14 protein-coding genes are annotated in these 17,810 nt (G+C 58.7%); 10 read left to right on the top strand and 4 right to left on the bottom strand.

What is annotated here, in order from left to right:
• The first annotated feature begins 109 nt into the window (after positions 1-109).
• Together ASB66_RS09685 and ASB66_RS09680 are read left to right on the top strand one after the other, a co-directional pair.
• Complete coding sequence (locus tag ASB66_RS09685; protein ID WP_060718990.1) at positions 110-1,423, top strand: sugar ABC transporter permease; 1,314 nt, start codon at positions 110-112, stop codon at positions 1,421-1,423.
• Between the two features lie 17 nt (positions 1,424-1,440).
• The gene (locus ASB66_RS09680; protein ID WP_060718991.1) at positions 1,441-2,226 is read left to right on the top strand and encodes an ATP-binding cassette domain-containing protein; all 786 of its coding nucleotides are present in this window, start codon (positions 1,441-1,443) and stop codon (positions 2,224-2,226) included.
• A gap of 9 nt (positions 2,227-2,235) precedes the next feature.
• On the opposite strand, the gene ASB66_RS09675 is transcribed toward ASB66_RS09680, so the two are convergent.
• A complete protein-coding gene (locus tag ASB66_RS09675) occupies positions 2,236-3,108 on the bottom strand; it encodes an undecaprenyl-diphosphate phosphatase (protein ID WP_060718992.1) in 873 nt (290 codons plus the stop codon).
• Positions 3,109-3,437: 329 nt separating this feature from the next.
• Here ASB66_RS09675 and ASB66_RS09670 point away from each other — a divergent pair, with 329 nt between their 5' ends.
• The 3 genes from ASB66_RS09670 (at position 3,438) to ASB66_RS26695 (ending at position 7,753) form a co-directional block, all read left to right on the top strand.
• The gene (locus ASB66_RS09670; RefSeq protein ID WP_060718993.1) at positions 3,438-5,255 is read left to right on the top strand and encodes a HAMP domain-containing methyl-accepting chemotaxis protein; all 1,818 of its coding nucleotides are present in this window, start codon (positions 3,438-3,440) and stop codon (positions 5,253-5,255) included.
• Between the two features lie 595 nt (positions 5,256-5,850).
• Positions 5,851-6,792 carry a toll/interleukin-1 receptor domain-containing protein gene (locus tag ASB66_RS09665; protein WP_060718994.1) on the top strand — a complete coding sequence of 314 codons (942 nt, stop codon included), beginning with the start codon at positions 5,851-5,853 and terminating at the stop codon, positions 6,790-6,792.
• A 232-nt stretch (positions 6,793-7,024) separates the two neighbouring features.
• Positions 7,025-7,753 carry a hypothetical protein gene (locus ASB66_RS26695; RefSeq protein WP_234612569.1) on the top strand — a complete coding sequence of 243 codons (729 nt, stop codon included), beginning with the start codon at positions 7,025-7,027 and terminating at the stop codon, positions 7,751-7,753.
• 174 nt (positions 7,754-7,927) lie between these two features.
• Here the strand turns inward: ASB66_RS26695 and ASB66_RS09655 are convergent, their stop codons facing one another.
• Entirely contained in the window at positions 7,928-9,511 is a 1,584-nt protein-coding gene (locus ASB66_RS09655) for a helicase HerA-like C-terminal domain-containing protein (RefSeq protein WP_060718995.1), read from the bottom strand.
• A gap of 291 nt (positions 9,512-9,802) precedes the next feature.
• Here ASB66_RS09655 and ASB66_RS09650 point away from each other — a divergent pair, with 291 nt between their 5' ends.
• The 4 genes from ASB66_RS09650 to ASB66_RS09635 all read left to right on the top strand — a co-directional run bounded on the left by ASB66_RS09650 (position 9,803) and on the right by ASB66_RS09635 (position 15,681).
• The gene (locus ASB66_RS09650) at positions 9,803-10,192 is read left to right on the top strand and encodes a hypothetical protein (protein WP_060718996.1); all 390 of its coding nucleotides are present in this window, start codon (positions 9,803-9,805) and stop codon (positions 10,190-10,192) included.
• A 210-nt stretch (positions 10,193-10,402) separates the two neighbouring features.
• Positions 10,403-12,598, top strand: coding sequence for a methyl-accepting chemotaxis protein (locus ASB66_RS09645; RefSeq protein ID WP_060718997.1), 2,196 nt, complete (start codon positions 10,403-10,405; stop codon positions 12,596-12,598).
• Between the two features lie 242 nt (positions 12,599-12,840).
• The gene (locus ASB66_RS09640; protein ID WP_234612694.1) at positions 12,841-14,991 is read left to right on the top strand and encodes a methyl-accepting chemotaxis protein; all 2,151 of its coding nucleotides are present in this window, start codon (positions 12,841-12,843) and stop codon (positions 14,989-14,991) included.
• 153 nt (positions 14,992-15,144) lie between these two features.
• Positions 15,145-15,681, top strand: coding sequence for an orotate phosphoribosyltransferase (locus ASB66_RS09635; RefSeq protein WP_060718999.1), 537 nt, complete (start codon positions 15,145-15,147; stop codon positions 15,679-15,681).
• Between the two features lie 31 nt (positions 15,682-15,712).
• Here ASB66_RS09635 and ASB66_RS09630 read toward each other — a convergent pair whose 3' ends face one another.
• The gene (locus ASB66_RS09630) at positions 15,713-16,441 is read right to left on the bottom strand and encodes a class I SAM-dependent methyltransferase (protein WP_147274031.1); all 729 of its coding nucleotides are present in this window, start codon (positions 16,439-16,441) and stop codon (positions 15,713-15,715) included.
• Between the two features lie 194 nt (positions 16,442-16,635).
• Here ASB66_RS09630 and ASB66_RS09625 point away from each other — a divergent pair, with 194 nt between their 5' ends.
• A complete protein-coding gene (locus ASB66_RS09625; protein WP_060719001.1) occupies positions 16,636-17,169 on the top strand; it encodes an AAA family ATPase in 534 nt (177 codons plus the stop codon).
• On the opposite strand, the gene ASB66_RS09620 is transcribed toward ASB66_RS09625, so the two are convergent.
• A complete protein-coding gene (locus tag ASB66_RS09620; protein WP_060719002.1) occupies positions 17,162-17,554 on the bottom strand; it encodes a response regulator in 393 nt (130 codons plus the stop codon). The genes ASB66_RS09625 and ASB66_RS09620 overlap by 8 nt on opposite strands.
• Between the last annotated feature and the right edge of the window lie 256 nt (positions 17,555-17,810).

Below are 17,810 nucleotides of genomic sequence, written 5' to 3'. Positions count from 1 at the left end.
GGCAACCCCGCACACCGCCCCTCAAACGCATCCCATACGCGCCACCAACGCTGGCACGAAAGCGGCACTTAGCGGCAGATCTTTAAGATCATAGAGGAGTACCCGATCCATGGTGGATCACACACTTGGCGCAGCATCCAGCAGTGCGCGTCCGTCAACGGTCAGTCCCTGGCGGCGGTTTTTGAACGCCACCGAAATCGACACCCGGCTGATGGGCATGGTGGTCGCGCTGCTGCTCATCTGGTTCGGCTTTCATATTCTGTCGGATGGACTGTTTCTGACGCCGCGCAACCTGTGGAACCTGTCGGTCCAGGCCGCGTCGGTCTCTGTCATGGCCACGGGCATGGTGCTGGTTATCGTTACCCGTAATATCGATCTGTCCGTCGGATCGATCCTGGGCTTTGTCGGCATGATGATGGCGGTGACGCAGACCAAGTTTCTGCCGGTTCTGCTGGGCTACGATCATCCGCTGATGTGGGTTTTGGCGCTCTCGCTCGGCATTGTCATCGGCGCGGCAATCGGCGCGTTTCAGGGCGCGATCATCGCTTTTCTCAACGTGCCGTCCTTCATCGTCACGCTGGGCGGCCTGCTGGTCTGGCGCGGCTGCGCCTGGATGGTGACCAGCGGTGCGACCGTCGCGCCGATGGATACCCGCTTTCGCCTGATGGGCGGCGGCGCGGACGGCTCAATCGGGGCCACTGCCAGCTGGGTGGTGGGGATCATCGCCTGCGTGTTCATCGTGTTGTCGATCCTGCATTCCCGCCGTCAACGCAAGCGGTTCGGCTTTCCGCTGAAGCCCATCTGGGCCGAATATTTCATGGGGCTGATCGGCTGCGGCGCGGTGCTCGGCTCCGTCAGCGTGCTCAACAGCTATTACATGCCCGTCAATCTGGCCCGTAAATATGCCGAGGCAAACAACATCGCCTGGCCGGACGGCGGGCTGGAGATTTCATTGGGCATCGCCATTCCGGTGCTGATCGCGCTTGGCATTGCCATGGTCATGAACTTCATCACCAACCGCACCCGGTTTGGCCGCTATGTATTTGCCATTGGCGGCAATCCGGAAGCTGCCGTACTGGCGGGCATCAAGACCCGCTGGGTGACGGTGCGGATCTTTGCGCTGATGGGCGCGCTCTGCGCCATTGCCGCAGCAATTTCCACCGCCCGTCTCAATGCCGCCACCAATGCGCAAGGCACGCTGGATGAGCTTTACACCATTGCCGCAGCGGTGATTGGCGGCACATCGCTGGCCGGTGGGGCTGGCACCATTGCCGGTGCGGTGCTGGGGGCCATCGTCATGCAGTCGCTGAATTCTGGCATGGTGCTGCTGGGCATGGATACGCCGCTGCAAAGCATCGTCATCGGCATGGTGCTGGTCGTCGCGGTCTGGCTGGATACGGTTTACCGCGCCCGCACCCGATAAAACGCAGGAGAAACGTTATGACACAACAGAACACGCCTCTTGTGGAAATGAAGAATATTTCCATCTCCTTCGGCGGTATTCATGCCGTCGATGATGCCTCGGTGGATCTTCACGCAGGCGAGGTCGTCGCCCTGCTCGGCCATAATGGTGCAGGCAAATCGACGCTGATCAAGATCCTGTCGGGTGCCTATAAACGCGATACCGGCGAAATCCTGATCAATGGACAGCCAGCCGATATCAGCAATCCGCGTGATGCCAAGCGCCATGGCATCGAGACTATCTACCAGACGCTGGCCGTTGCCGACAATGTCGATGCCGCCGCCAATCTTTATCTTGGACGCGAGCTGCGCACCCCCTGGGGCACGCTTGATGACGTGGCCATGGAGGCCAAGGCGCGCGAGGTGATGGGGCGGCTCAATCCGAATTTCCAGCGCTTCAAGGAGCCGGTGAAAGCGCTGTCAGGCGGCCAGCGGCAATCGGTAGCCATTGCCCGCGCCATCCTGTTCGATGCCCGCATCCTGATCATGGATGAGCCGACAGCAGCGCTCGGCCCGCAGGAAACCGCTCAGGTAGGTGAGCTGATCCTGCAACTGAAAAAGGAAGGCATCGGCATTTTCCTGATCAGCCACGACATTCACGACGTCTTCGATCTCGCCGACCGGGTCTTCGTGATGAAAAACGGCAAAGTGGTCGGCCATGCCCGCACGCAGGATGTGACAAAGGATGAAGTGCTGGGCATGATCATCATGGGCAAGGTGCCGCCGGGTGCCGTGCCTGGCCCCGGCGCGATGCAGGTGGTGTGAGACCCAGGTTTAGGACGCCATGCCCGAGGCGGCAGCCGCCAGCAGGACCACGCCCAGAATGATCCGGTAGATCACGAAGGGCCAAGTGGAGAAGCGTTCCAGGAAGCGCATCAGGCCCCAGATGGCGATGAGCGAGGAGATACCACCCGCCACCAGGCCGACACCGAGCAGCGCCCAGCCATGGCTGTCCAGAGCCAGCTTGTGCAATTCCCAGACCTCCTTGAGACCGGCCAAAACAATGGCTGGCAAGCCAAGCAGGAAGGAAAAGCGCGCTGCTTCCTCACGCTTGAAGCCAAGGGCCAGCGCCGCCGTCATCGTCGCGCCGGAACGCGACACGCCGGGGATCAGCGCGCCAACCTGGGCGATGCCGACCAGAAGAATATCCAGCGGACGAATGCTGGGCAGGTCGCGGCGGTGTTTGGCCAGAAGCTCGGTAGCGGCCAGCAGCCCACCCATGACGAGACAGGCCAGCCCCACGGCCCAGAGGCTGCGCAGCGGCGAACCGCAGCTGTTCAGCGTATGCGACAGCGCCAGCCCGGCGACGATGATCGGCAGCGTGGCGATCAGAATCCACAAGACCAGCTGGAAATCGAAATTCTCAAAGTCGCGGCGTTTCACGGCGCTGATCGAACCACTGGCCAGTCCGTAAATGTCGCGCCAGAAATAGCTGATCACACCAACCAGTGCGGCCATCTGCATGGCAGCGGAAAAGGCGGCACCCGGATCGGGCCAGCCCAGCAGCGCTGGCACCACCCGCATATGGGCCGAGGAAGACACCGGCACCAGTTCCGTCACCCCCTGCACGACGCCTAGAAATGCGGTCTGGATAAAACTCAGATCGACAAAACCCGTTGCCGAACCCACCACGCACGCATCCGCCATCTTCTACCCCTTGCCTTGCCTGTTACGGCATCAAACGACAGGTGTTTTGAAACCGTGACCATGGCATAAGCAAGACAGTATATTGCGGGATCGTGACAGAATACCAAAAACAGTACAGCAAGTACGCGATTTGCGCTGACGCTGATCTCTCAAGACGAGCGCGCACCCTCCCCTTCTATTTTTGCGTGAAAATCAGTGTGTTGGCTGAGATTTCTTGATATTATTCAACATTATTAATGTTTAAACCTATTTGCCATTAAACTTAGGATTAGCCCACCATAATGGTAACTCTGAAAGAAAGCGGGCCGTGCGGCTCTGGAGATTAAAAAATGCGCATCTCGCTTGGTCAACTTCTCATATCACTGTTCGCAGTCATTCTTCTGGTGGTAGTTGGCCAGGGCATTTATGCGGTGACGTCGCTGAACACCATATCGGACGGGACCAACCAGATCGTTGATAAGCGGGTTCCCTCCTTCATCCTCATGGGGCAGATCAATGCCGACCTGGGCGATATCCGCGTTGCGCAGAGCAATTATCGCAGCGCCGCCACACCTGAGCAACGAGCCATCTTTCTGGGATCACTGAACAAGGCCTATGACGCACTCGCGCAGTCTAGAAAGCAGTATGAGCCGCTGATCGTCGACAAAGAAGACCAAGAGCTTTACGACACCTTCTCCAAGGACTGGGCCAAGGCCGAGCAATTGTGGCAGACGGTCAAGACATTGACGGACAGCGGCAGTGCCGATGAGGCAAAACAGCTGTTTCTGGGAGAATCCCTGGCGACCTATGCCAAGGCCGGTGACGATATCCAGGCTGCTGTTGACGATCTGGCCAGCAACGTTAAAGACGAGGGCGCCTCCAGCGCAGAGCAAATTTCCCTGGCCACGACCGTGACCTATATCGCTCTTGCTCTGGCGTTCAGCATCGGCATCGGTGCGGCACTGATCAGCAGTCTGCGGGTTGTGCGCCCCTTGAAGCGGATCACGGAGAATATGCGCACCCTGTCTTCCGGCGATACCAGCGGCAGCGTGCCTTACATGAGCCGCAAGGACGAAGTCGGCGCGATGGCCGCAGCGCTTCAGGTGTTTAAAGACGGAATATTGCGCAACCGCGCCCTGGAAGCCGAAGCCGCCAGCGCCCGCGAAAAGGCCGAATCCGAAAAGCTCCGCCTTCAGCAGGACGCCGAAGCCGCAGCGCAGAAGAAATTGCAGGAAGCCACGGCAGGTCTTGCCTCCGGCCTGAAGCGGCTGGCTGCTGGTGACCTCGGCTTTGAACTGAAAGAACCTTTCGCACCGGAATTCGAGGCTCTGCGCCTCGATCTGAATGCCGCTGTCGCCCAATTGGGCAGCACGATTGCAACCGTTGCCACCTCTGCCAACGCTATTAGCGACGGCTCACGCGAAGTCAGCCAGAGTGCGGACGATCTTTCCAAGCGCACGGAACAGCAGGCCGCATCCCTGGAAGAAACAGCCGCCGCCCTCGACCAGATCACCGTCAATGTCAGCAATTCCTCACGGCGTGTCGAAGAAGCGCGTGGCGTGGCGAAGGAAGCCAACAGCAGCGCGGTGCATTCCGGTCAGGTGGTGAGTGAAGCCATCAACGCCATGCAGCGGATCGAGCAGTCCTCCAACCAGATTTCCAACATCATCACCGTCATCGACGAGATTGCCTTCCAGACCAATCTTCTCGCCCTGAATGCCGGTGTCGAAGCCGCCCGTGCGGGCGAAGCGGGCCGTGGCTTTGCGGTGGTCGCCACAGAAGTGCGCGAACTGGCGCAACGCTCGGCCAAGGCCGCGCGCGAAATCAAGGAACTGATCAACAAATCCACCCAGGAAGTGGAAAACGGCGTGCGTCAGGTGCAGGAAACCGGCGACGTTCTGAAAGCCATCGAACATCACGTCACGACAATCAACGGCCTGATGGATGCGATTGCCACCTCCTCGCGCGAACAATCGGTCGGCCTGTCGGAGGTCAATACCGCAGTCAACCAGATGGACCAGGTCACCCAGCAAAACGCCGCCATGGTGGAAGAAACCAGCGCCGCCAGCGCCAACCTTGCGCAGGAAAGCGTGCGCTTGCAACAACTGGTCTCCCGCTTCATCGTTCCCGGCAATGCCCGAGGTTTCGACAACCGTTATTCGGCGTAAGCTGACGTGAGGGGGGTTGGCTGGTTGGTGAAGCGCGGACGACTCTCGTACCCTCCCTCCCTGCTTGAGAAATTGGGGGGAGGCGCAGCAGGCGGATGAGGAGGCGAAGCTGCATAGACGGTTGCGGTGGGCTGGATGTCTTTGGGAACTGAGGTGCGAGCGCCAATATCGCCGCTTTGGGGCCGCTTGCGGTCAGGCAGATTTCGGGCAGCCTGATGGGCTAAGCGGACATTCTTTCGGATGTTCACAAAGCTGCTTCACTCTGGAATCCGCCGTTCATCGCCTCCAAGTGCGCCTAGACCCCGGAGGCAGGTCCTTTTAGGCCGATGCCATGCCGCAGGTTTAGGGCTCAATCCTGATGGGCTGATCGACCGCCATGAGGGCGAATGCGGAAATGGATTCCGTTGCGGGGGGGCGGCCTGACAGCTTCCCGAACGCAAGAAGCGAGAACGTCTAGACCACCTTGCTTCTCCAGAGGCGGACGGCTGTATCCGTACGGTGGATTACGTGTGAAACTCTCGCCTAGCTACTTGGCGGGGAACTTTCGAAAGCTTATATTAGGCCCTTCATACAAACAGTATCCGTGAGGTCTGAGTTGGCTGTCACCGCTTTCATTTCTTACTCGCATGCCGACACGAAGCATCTGGAAAGACTTCACAAGCATATGGCCCAATTGCACAGGGATGGCGTCTTCGAGACCTGGACCGACCACGTAATTGTGCCTGGATCGAACCTCGACAGCGAGGTCTTCACGGCCTTGCATGCTAGCCAAGTTTTCATCGCATTGGTCAGCCCCGATTACCTTGCTTCGAATTACTGCTACGAGAAGGAATTCGAAGAGGCGCAAAAGCTTGAAGCCGAAGGCCGCCTACACATCGTGCCGGTAATTGTGGAACCCTGCGACTGGCTCTCGTCGCCCCTAAAGAGCCGCATGGCGCTGCCGAAGGACGGGAAACCGATCCCGGAGTGGACAAACGAGAATGTCGCATACCTAAACGTCATCCAGGGGCTTCGTGTAGTAGCGACATCCTCGTGCAAAAAGCCCTTGGGTCCGGCTGGCGAACGGGACGCAGCGGACGTTCGCGGTCGTCGCCTAAAGATCAAGCAGGAGTTCGACACCATCCAACGGCGAGACTTCGCGGACGAGGCCTTCCGTGTCATCCGGGATTACTTCAAGACTTCCTGCGAGGAACTGAACCAGGCCGAGGACCTCCGAGCCCGCTTTGAGAGCATGAGCGACAACTCTTTCACGTGTACTGTAGTAAATCGCGGCTACAAAGGCGGCCGTGACGCGCACATCACGGTCCACAACAGCAAGGGCAGCCGTCATCACTTCGGTGACATCAATTACTCATGGCAATCCCATAGCGAATCAAACACGTCAAATGGTCACGTTCGAGTCGACGCAGACGAGTACAACATGTTCCTCTCGCTGAACGATTTCATGAACAGCGAGGAGAAACGTTATGACGCGAAACAGGTCGCCGACGTCCTCTGGCTCGAATTCACCAATCAGGCAGGGATCGAATATGACTGAGGTGAAGCGCTTCCAATGCCTGAACTGCGGTCATCGCTTCGAGATTGACGTGTTAACGCCGGATGAGAAAAAGGAGGCGAGGAGGAAAGACGAGCCGGTCTACCCAGTGGCTTGCCCGCAATGCCAGCGCACTGACGTAAGGTCTGGCTGGGGCTAGGCGCCGTTCGGGCCTCGCCGATAAACTTGACTGTAGGTGTAGCTTTGGAACGGCATCGGTGCCGAGGAGGTCTCATTGTCGGAAGAAGCGGAAGCCGAAGGAATTGGCGCTATTGACCAACTCTACGACATCTTAGAGATGCTCGAAGAGGATATCAAGGATCTAGAGGGCGCGAGGCGAGAGCGAGTAAATGTCTTCTTGTACCAGGGCATCTTTGAGGCGATCAGTTTTTTGGATGAACTAGGGATGGCGGGTCGGTTAGGTTTATCTGCGATGGACCTCGACAAATTCCAACGCATGTCTGGCACAATCGACAACGCGGTCCTTCGTCAAATGACCGGACGCTTGAAGAGTTTACTGCGGGAGGCGGAGGGGGCCATTCGATCGATGGCTGCGCCACCGATACCGGCCGGCTCGCCCGATACACCGCAGGCAGTGTCGGCCGAGACAGCTGTGCAAGTTATAGGCATCGAATGGGTATGGAATGATCGCATAAAGAATTCCGAGCTCATCGCTACGCTAACTGCATTGCTGGATGAGGCTGCAACTCGCGCTAGCGGAACCAACTTGCCACCCGACAAGGCAGCGTTCACAGAGTTTCAGAGGAAGGCGCTGATCGATCTGCTTGAGACGGCCGTGCAGATGCTCAAGGGCCCACTGGTAGAAAAGGGCCTACTTAGGAAGCTTGGGGACGCGGCAGGTGAAGGCGCTGTCGCTACCGTAAAAAAAGGTGCCGAGATGGGGCTCGGCTTTGTGTTGAAGCGGCTATGGGAACAACTGGCTCAGTTCTTAGGGGGGCTCTAGATGTGGCCGTTGTCATCGCTGGTCGCTCGTGGCGAGACGGCGATGTAGCCATTGCCAACCGCTATCGGGTAGAGGCGACGACTGGCTATATGACCGATGAGAAGGCGCAAAGCTGACTCCCATTGATAGAACCTCGCCCGCTCCGGCCCCCCCCCCACCGAATACCTCACTCCCCTACCGTTTCAAACTCCCCAAAATCCCCCGCACCAGCGCCCGCCCGAGCTGGTTGGCGACTTGGCTGGCGAGAGAGCGGGCAGCACTTTTCATCGCTGCCTCAATCACCGTTTGGCGTTGGCGGCCGGGGGGTGCGGTGCGGTCAGGCGCTTGGCGGGTGGTGGTGGTTTTTTGCTCTGGTGCTTCATCGCCAAAGCCCGGCAATTTCCAGCGGCTGGCGGCGCTGCTGTCCTCGGTGCCGTCATCGGCTCTATCGTCGGCCCCGCTGCGCCCCGTGGCTTTTTCGGCCCGTTCCGCCAGGATTTCGAAGGCCGAGTGCCGGTCGATGGTGCGATCATAGAGGTTCGCCATGGGGCTGGCGCCGATGATTGTCGCCCGTTCGCTGTCGGTCAGCGGGCCAATGCGGGCGGAGGGCGGGCGGATCAGGGTGCGCTCGACCATCGAGGGTACGCCCTTGCCCTGAAGGGTCGAGACCAGGGCTTCACCGGTGCCAAGTGCCGTAATCGCCTCTTCGCAGGAAAAGGCCGGATTGGGCCGGAAGGTTTCGGCGGCGGTCTTCACCGCCTTCTGTTCGCGGGGCGTATAGGCGCGCAGGGCGTGCTGCACCCGGTTGCCCAATTGCGCCAGAATGGTTTCCGGCACATCCAGCGGATTTTGCGTGACAAAATAAACGCCGACGCCTTTGGAGCGGATCAACCGCACCACCTGCTCCACCCGCTCAACAAGAACGCTTGGCGCATCGCGAAACAGCAGATGCGCCTCATCGAAGAAGAACACCAGTTTGGGCTGCGCCAGATCGCCAACCTCAGGCAGTTCCTCGAACAGTTCCGACAGCAGCCAGAGCAGGAAAGTGGCATAAAGCCGTGGGTTCATCATCAGCCGGTCGGCGGCCAGCACCGAAATCGTCCCGCGCCCATCCGGCGCGACCCGCATGATATCCTGGATAGACAGCGCCGGTTCGCCAAAGAACTGATCAGCGCCCTGGCTTTCCAGCAGCAGCAGCGCCCGTTGCAGCGAGCCGACCGAGGACTTCGACACCAGCCCGAATTGGCCCGATAGTTCACTGGAATTTTCCGCCATATAGGTCAGCAGCGCCTGCAAATCCTTGAGATCCAGCAGCGCCAGCCCACCCTTATCGGCGATTTTGAAGGCAATGTTCAGCACGCCCTCCTGGGCTTCCGAGGCCTCCATCAGCCGGGCCAGCAGAAGCGGCCCCATTTCGGCGATGGTGGTGCGGACCCTATGACCCTTTTCGCCGTAGAGATCCCAGAAGGTGACCGGAAATTCCGCGAAGGGATAGGGTGAAAGCCCGATCTCCTCCGCGCGCTTGATCAGGAAATCCTTGGCCTCCCCCGGCGCGGCGATGCCCGACAGATCACCCTTGATGTCGGCGCAGAACACCGGTACGCCCGCACTAGCGAAACCTTCCGCCAGGATTTGCAGCGTCACGGTCTTGCCGGTCCCGGTAGCACCGGTGATCAGGCCATGCCGGTTGGCCAGTTTCAGATCCAGATATTCAGGTGCGTTGAACGCATCATCCGGCTTGCGGCTGGCACCGAGAAACAATTTTCCATCTTCAAGCATCGCATCACATCCCCTCGACACGCTCCCACGACGAAACAGCGCCGTGCGTTTAACCAAACACATAAGCTCTTCGTGGTCTTCGCCCTCAGCCGGTTTCGACTGAAGGGCGTGTGCAGGCGCCGAATGCCCCTTCGGTCATGCACTTGTTGTTCTTAGCAGAATATGGAACATCCTCAACTCCGTCAGCGTCTTCACACGGCTTTGAGCAGATTGAACGTGCTTGCCGCTTGAGTTTGCGGTCTGAGTCAATTACGTTGACGTGAACGTCAAAAAACCTTTGAGGAGCATCCCATGAGCGAATTGGTCACCCGCATTTCCGACAATGTCGGCATCGCCCCGGACACGGCGGAAAAGGCGCTTGGCATGATGCTGGGCTTTTTGCAGCGCGAAGCCGATGACGGCGCGGTTGCCCGGATGATCGAAGCCATGCCCGGCGCGCCTGAACTGGTGGCCCAGCACAATGGCGAAGGCAAAAGCGGCGGCCTGCTGGGTGGCCTGATGAGCGCCATCGGCGGTGGCGGCATCATGGGTCTCGGCCAGCAATTGATGAGCCTTGGGCTTGGCATGGGAGAGATTTCGGCCCTTGCCAAGGAAACCATGGCCATTGCCCGCGAACATGCTGGTGATGAAGTGGTGGACAAGGTCGTGGCATCCGTACCGGGCCTTAGCCAGTTCGTCTAAGACGGACCTGTCACGCTCTCCTTGCAAATATCTCAAACACCTGATGCATTTGAGATATTTGCAAATCCTTCAAGGCTGGGCGCAGGCGTATCCTTGCCATCCGTGACGCTATTTCGGCAGGCTATTTGGATTTGAACACCGAACATTAGCATTTATTTAGAAAATCAAAGATATGGTTCCGCAGGCCTTACAACCAGTCGGAGTCATTTGATGAAAATGCCAGTGCAATCGGTTTCAGCAAAGCTCCTGCTGGCAGCAGGGGTCGTGATAACGATCTCTCTGGGCGGATTCTCAATTGTCGGCATATTTGCCACCAAAACCCAACTGAACAACAATATCGTCGCCGTGGCCACGCAAAAGGCCGAGCTGGCTTCCAGGCAGGTGTCGGCAGATATTACCAATGTGGTTTCCGCTGGCACAAGCGCCGCGGCCAGCCTGTCGGGACTGATCGAAAACGGCGCAGGCAGCCGCGCCGATGTCATCGCCTCGCTGAAAAACATTCCGCCGCAGTATCCAAGCATGTTCGGTGCATGGATGACCGAATTGCCTGATGTCCCGGCGGATCTCAAACTGCAAGGCGCTGAGGGCACCAATAAACAGGGTCGGTTCACGGCCTATTGGACCAAAGACGACAGCGGCAAGCTGGGATTTTCCACCTGGGACATCAAAACCAACGAGCAATGGTATGCCGAACCTCTGGCAACCGGCAAGAGCCTGATTACCCAGCCTTATATCTCGACCACCGGTCAGTTGCTGACATCGATATCCCTGCCGGTAAAGGTGAATGGCAAGATTGTCGGCCTGGCGGGCGTCGACATCAAGCTGGACGATCTCGCCGCGACAATCAGCGCTTTGCGGCCCTTCGAAGATGGCCGCATCATGCTGCTGGCCGATAACGGCAAATGGCTTGTCAATACCGACAAGTCCCTGATGATGAAGGACTATGCCGATACCGGGGCTGCCGAGGTCAAGGCGGCCCTTGCCGATGGCAAGACGCGCATCATCCATGGCCTGCCCGATGGCGCAACACGGATTGTCTTTCCCTTCACCAGCCCCGGTATGAACAAGACCTGGGCTACGGTTCTGGACATTCCGGAAAAGACCTTTACGGGGCCGATCAAGGAACAGATCATCGCCATATTCTCCAGTTGCCTGCTGATGCTGACGATCGGGCTTTGCCTGATTTACTTTGTCTCGACGCTGATCGTGCGCCGGCCATTGGCCAATGTGGTGGCAGGCGTGCGTGTGATGGCGGGTGGCGATTACGATAAACCAATTGTCGGAACGAAGCGTCAGGATGAATTTGGCACCTTGGCGACAGCGCTCGACCAGTTCCGCCGCGAACTCGCCAATGGCCTGCGCGTGCAGCAGGAGCAGGATTCCTTGCGCAAAAGTGTGGAACAGGACCGGGAACGCCAGAGCGCGCTGGAAAAAGCCAAGGCTGACGATTTGCTGCGGTTTGTGCAGCAGGTCCAGGCTGGCTTCAATGCCCTGGCTGCAGGCGATCTGACCGTGCGCATGCAAGACAGTGTCGCCCCGGAATTTGAAGCAATCCGCCAGAATTTCAACACCTCGGTGTCAAGCCTTGAAGAGGCAATCGGCGCCGTTGTCCACGCAATTGGCACGATCCGGTCTGGTCTTGGCGAAATCTCGGCTGCCTCCAACGATCTGGCCCGGCGCACCGAACAGCAGGCCGCATCGCTGGAAGAAACCATTGCAGCGCTCGGCGATGTGTCGCGCGCCATCGACGGCACGGCCGACGGGGCTGGCCGGGCGCAGACGGTTGTGACCGCCACCCGCGACAATGCCGCCAAGGGTGGAGATATTGTCTCCCGCGCCATCGAAGCGATGACCGCCATCCAGGGCTCATCCGAAAAGATCGGCAATATCATCGGCGTGATCGACGAGATCGCCTTCCAGACCAATCTCCTGGCGCTAAACGCCGGGGTGGAAGCGGCCCGCGCCGGGGAATCCGGCAAGGGGTTTGCCGTGGTGGCGCAGGAAGTTCGCGAACTCGCCCAGCGCTCCGCCAATGCAGCCCGCGAAATCAAGGCGCTGATCTCCACTTCCAGCGCCCAGGTGGAAACGGGGGTCGATCTTGTCAGCGCCTCGGGGACCTCGCTGCAACAGATCGTCGATCAGGTCGCCAATATGAGCTCGACAATAACAGACATTGCCAATTCGGCCCGCGAACAGGCCACATCGCTGCGCGAAGTGACGAATGCGGGCGATGTGATGGACAAGGTCACCCAGCAGAATGCTGCCATGGTGGAGGAAACCACCGCCGCAGCCCAGAACCTTGCCCAGGAAACCGAAAATCTCGCCCATATGGTCCGGCGTTTCCGGACCAATTCCACCAATTCCACCAATTCCGGCCAGCCCCAGCGCTACGCCAAGGCGTCGTGAGATTGGCATCGGGTTTTCGATCATCTGCATGCAGATAAATGCCGCCTGATGACTTGGCGGCATTTATCTGCGCGGTTTCGCCCGTGGAATATTTTTTTCACAGAAAAGGTTGGTGCGGTGCGGTAATACAGGTCCGGCCTTAGACTTTCGTTAGAACCTCTATGCAACCCTAGCTTAAATTCGGCAAACCGAGGGGGTTGGTTGCAATGAGTATGCAGGTAAGGACTGTTTCAGGAAAACTTATGCTGGCGGCAGGCGCCGCGATGGCGGCGCTGATTGCGTCCTATACAGCATTTAGCGGCTGGGAAACCAGCAAGCGCGTCAATGAACAAGTGGTGGCGCTCGCCTCCGAAAAGGCGGCATCGGTCGCCAATCAGGTGGCCGTGCAGATCACCGATGTCGTGTCTGCCGGAACCAGTGTGGCCGGCAGCCTGTCCGGCCTGATCGAAAACGGCTCCCGCAACCGCACCGATGTGATTGCGCTGTTGAAGGGCGTTCCCACCCATTACAAAACCATGTTCGGCGCCTGGATGACCGAAGTGCCGGAAGCCCCGCAGGAGCTGAAACTGCAAGGCACCGAAGGCAGCAACAAGGTCGGGATTTTCGCCGCTTACTGGACCAAGGATGATAGCGGTAACCTGGAATTTTCCACCTGGGTCACCAAGACCGCCGACCAATGGTATGCGGAACCCTTGTCAACCGGCAAGGGGTTGATCACCCAGCCCTATATTTCCACCACGGGCAAGCTGTTGACCTCGGTTTCAACTCCTGTCGTTGTCAAGGGCAAGATCATCGGTCTTGCCGGTGTGGACGTGCAACTGGGCGATCTTTCCGCGTCGATCAGCGCCATGACCCCGTTTGACGGCGGGCGGGTGATGCTGGTGGCCGATAACGGCAACTGGCTGGTGCATCCTGACAAGGACACGCTGATGAAGCCCTATGGCGACACCGGTGCCGCCGATGTCAAAGCCGCGCTTGCCGATGGCAGGATGCGCATCCTCCACGGCCTGCCGGATGGTGCGACGCGGCTGGTCTTTCCTTTCACGGCGCCGGGCATGAACAAGACCTGGGCCGCTGTTCTCGATGTTCCCGCCAAAACCTTTTCTGAACCGGTCGTCGCGCAGGTGACATCCACGGCCATCAGCGGGCTGATCCTGCTGGTCATTGCCCTGGTGATGATCTACGGCGTGTCCATCCTCATCGTGCGCCGCCCGCTGGGTGACGTGGTGGAAGCCGTGCGCCGCATGGGCAGTGGCGATTACCAGACCGAAGTGACCGGCAAGACCCGCAGCGACGAATTCGGCATGCTGGCTTCGGCACTCGACAGTTTCCGCCTTGATCTCGCCAATGGCCGGTCCATGCAGGCGGAACAGGAAAAACTCAGAGCCAGCGTCGAGAGCGACCGCGAGCACCAGACCGCGTTGGAACTGGCCAAGGCGGAAGATCTTCGCCATTTCGTCCAGCAGGTCCAGGCGGGCTTCGACGCGCTGGCCGCAGGCGACCTGACCGTGCGGATGAACACCCATGTCGCACCGGAATTCGAGGCGATCCGTCAGAATTTCAACACCTCGGTCGCAGCGCTTGAGGACGCGATGGGCTCGGTGGTTTCCACCGTCAGCACGATCCGTTCCGGCCTTGGCGAAATCTCGGCCGCCTCCAACGACCTGGCACGCCGCACCGAACAGCAGGCCGCCTCGCTGGAAGAAACCATTGCTGCACTGGGCGATGTGTCGCGCGGCGTCAACGGCACCGCCGAAGGCGCAGGCCGCGCCCAACACGCCGTTACCGCCGCCCGTGACAATGCCGCCAAGGGCGGCGACATCGTCGCCCGGGCCGTGGAAGCGATGACCGCCATCCAGGGCTCCTCGGAAAAGATCGGCAACATAATCGGCGTCATTGATGAGATTGCCTTCCAGACCAATCTCCTGGCCCTGAATGCCGGTGTGGAAGCCGCCCGCGCTGGTGAAGCTGGCAAGGGATTTGCGGTGGTTGCCCAGGAAGTGCGCGAACTCGCCCAGCGATCCGCCAATGCCGCCAAGGAGATCAAGGCCTTGATTTCCACCTCCAGCGCCCAAGTCGAGACCGGCGTCGGCCTCGTCACCGCATCCGGCGCCTCGCTGAAGGAAATCGTCGAGCAGGTGGTCGAGATGAGCACCACCATCACCGACATCGCCAACGCCGCCCGCGAACAGGCGACCTCGCTGCGCGAAGTCACCGCCGCTGGCGACCAGATGGACAAGGTCACCCAGCAGAACGCCGCCATGGTGGAGCAAACCACCGCAGCGGCCCAAAGCCTGACCCAGGAAACCGAGCACCTCGCCCAGATGGTCCAGCGCTTCCGCACCAATGCCGGAAGCTATGGCCAACAGCAGCGATATGCGATGGCGTCTTGAGATTAAACAAGGGGGCGGCAATGCTGCCCCCTCCCTGCCTCGCACACAATATTCAGTTGATAAAGGGCGCACACGTCTATCAACTTCCGCTTGTTGCATGCGCATAATCGGTGTAGCCATCCGGCATTTGCGACAGGTTTAGAGAGGCCGAAAATGACCGGAAATGCGCCCTCCCCATTGGCGGAACTCGCCAGACAAATAGCAGCCACGGCGAGCCTTGAGGGCGAATTCGTGTTGCGCTCCGGCCTGGTCTCCAAACGTTACTTCGATAAATATCGCTTCGAGGGAAACCCGGTTCTCTTAAGAGAGCTGGCGAAGGCCATGGCCTCTCTTATTCCGCCAACAACCGAAATCCTTGCTGGCCTGGAACTCGGTGGCATTCCGCTTGTCACCGCATTGTCTTTGGAAACAGGACTTCCCGCCGCCTTTGTTCGTAAGGAGGCAAAAACCTATGGAACCTGCCGCGCCATCGAAGGACAGGACATCAGGGGACGCCGGATCACCTTCATAGAAGACGTGATCACCACAGGCGGCGCCGTCGCCGATGCCCACCAATTGGCCTTAGCGGAACAAGCAGACATTCTTGCTGTGGTGTGCGCAATCTGGCGTGGGAACGGCAATCCTCATATCACAAACGCGCCCGACCTTCCGGTCTTCCCGGTTTTCACCGCCGCCGATCTGGAGAAGTGACCCCGAACCTTGGACCGGTCAAGGGCCCGGCTCAGGGGCCGACGAAGATCGAGGCGTTGAAATCGCTCAAGATCACCTCGCCCGAGGCGACCGGGTTGCTGTCGTAAAACCGCTCGATTGCGGCATCGTCCATCATCTCTAGAATATACGCCTGGATGATCTGGTAGTAGTGGTCCCGCAGCACGGTTGAATCCGGATCGAGATTGGTGACACAAACGGTGCCAGTCGGCTGAGTATCGACGAGGGTGATATGCAGGTCTGGCCGGTAGGTCTTGAGGATCGGAATGATTTTCCAGACATCGCCGGTCCAGGACGGGGCATTGTCGCGATCAAGCCGGCCAGCCATGTTAAAGACGCGCTCGGTCATTTCCGCGTTGATCGGCAGGCAATCGTCCAGCATGACAACCGTGTCGCGGTGGGCGATCCGCTCGCTGTTGATGAAATCGCGCAGCAGATATTCGAACTGGTGCAGGCCATCGAGGAAAATCACGTCCGGCGACCGGCCCAGGATCACGCGCGGATCGTGATCGCGGAAAAACACGTCGCTGGTCATGCTGTAGAGATGAACCGCATTCTTGTTGGCGAGTATGTCGTAGCGGATCTTGAATTCCGGATCGACGCCGATGGCCTCGCATCCAACCCCTGACAGCGTGCCGCCATCCCGGACCCCGACTTCGAGATAGCCGCGCGCCTGTTTCTTGGCAGCAATCGCGGCAATGAAGTCACGGTAACCAGGGCCTTGATGATTGCGTCTGAACATGTTTTCAATTTCCTCGCCTGGATATGGCCCGATCCAGGCCAAGACTGACCCTCTCCGCTTTGCTGTCATGGAGGAGCCAATAAATTGCACAACCTGATGTGCCAGCTCTGGCTTGTATGAAACTGAACCGAAGCAGTAGCCGGGTGATGTTTCGAAACAATCACCGCCGGACGGATGAATGAAGGGAAGCAAGCATGGGCCTACGCAATATTCTGATCGAAGGCGTTTCAGGAGCCGGTAAAACCTCCGTTGCTACCGAACTGCAACGGCGCGGCTACCACGTCATCCACGGTGACCGTGAACTGGCCTACCAGGGCGACCCGCAAACCGGAGAACCGCTGGATGCGTCCACACGGGCGCAGGGTCTTCTGGATGTAACCTTCGGTCACAGACACCACCTGTGGGATGTCGGCAAGGTCAAAGCGCTGATCGCCGACCACAGCCAGCCGATCACCTTCTTTTCCGGCGGCTCCCGCAATTTCCTCCGGTTTATCGATCTGTTTGACGGAGTGTTCGTTCTCGACGTCGATCAACATACCCTGAAAAACCGGCTGGCCAGCAGACCCGAAGACGAGTTCGGCGGAAAACAAGCCGAGCGGGATCTGATTATGCGGCTGCATGCGACGAAGGAAGACATTCCCGCGAATGCGACGATTATTGATGCGACGGTGCCGGTTGCCGAGGTTGTAGAATTGATTTTGCTGGGGCTAAAGAACAGCGTCACGTGATACGGGCGTGCGGATTCTCGCTCGAAAGCAGATGTGCCATTGCCTCGGTAATGGTGAGTTCGTCGTAGGGCTTCGAGAAGAAGCGACTTCCGCCAGGCAGCATGCTTTCCTCGAGAACGGCAGCACCGGATGCGACGATCAGCTTTACCGGCGGCCACCGATCACGGATATAATGAGACAATTTGATACCGTCCATCGTCCCCGGCATCTGAACATCGGTGAACACAAGGTCAATGTCGTCTCGCGATTCGAGGATGCGGATTGCCTCGTCCGCGTCGCCAGCCTCCAGCGCTTCGTAGCCCGCCGATAGGACAAGATCGATGGCACCCATTCTTATCAATGGACTGTCTTCTACGACCAGGATAACCGGTCTGCCGTTTTTCATTGTTCACTCGATCTATGAAGCTATCCACAATACTGCGGCCTTTACAGCGCCGTGCATTTTATAAAACGCACAAAGGACGCTGCAACACGTTATATCTGCTGCGTAATTTTCTGCTTAAATCGGGTCCGGTTTAAGCAGAAAATTACGCAGCAGAGTTTATTTTTGGAAAAGTGGAAAGCAGTTTTCGAAAAATACGATGCGAAAGTAAAACTATATGCATCCTACAAGGTCGTTTTTCTGCACAACATCTATAGCG

Source organism: Gillisella vitis (assembly GCF_001541345.2).
Taxonomy (GTDB): domain Bacteria; phylum Pseudomonadota; class Alphaproteobacteria; order Rhizobiales; family Rhizobiaceae; genus Allorhizobium; species Allorhizobium vitis.
Note: the sequence above shows the minus strand (reverse complement) of the source record. Positions and strands in the feature narration are given on the sequence as shown.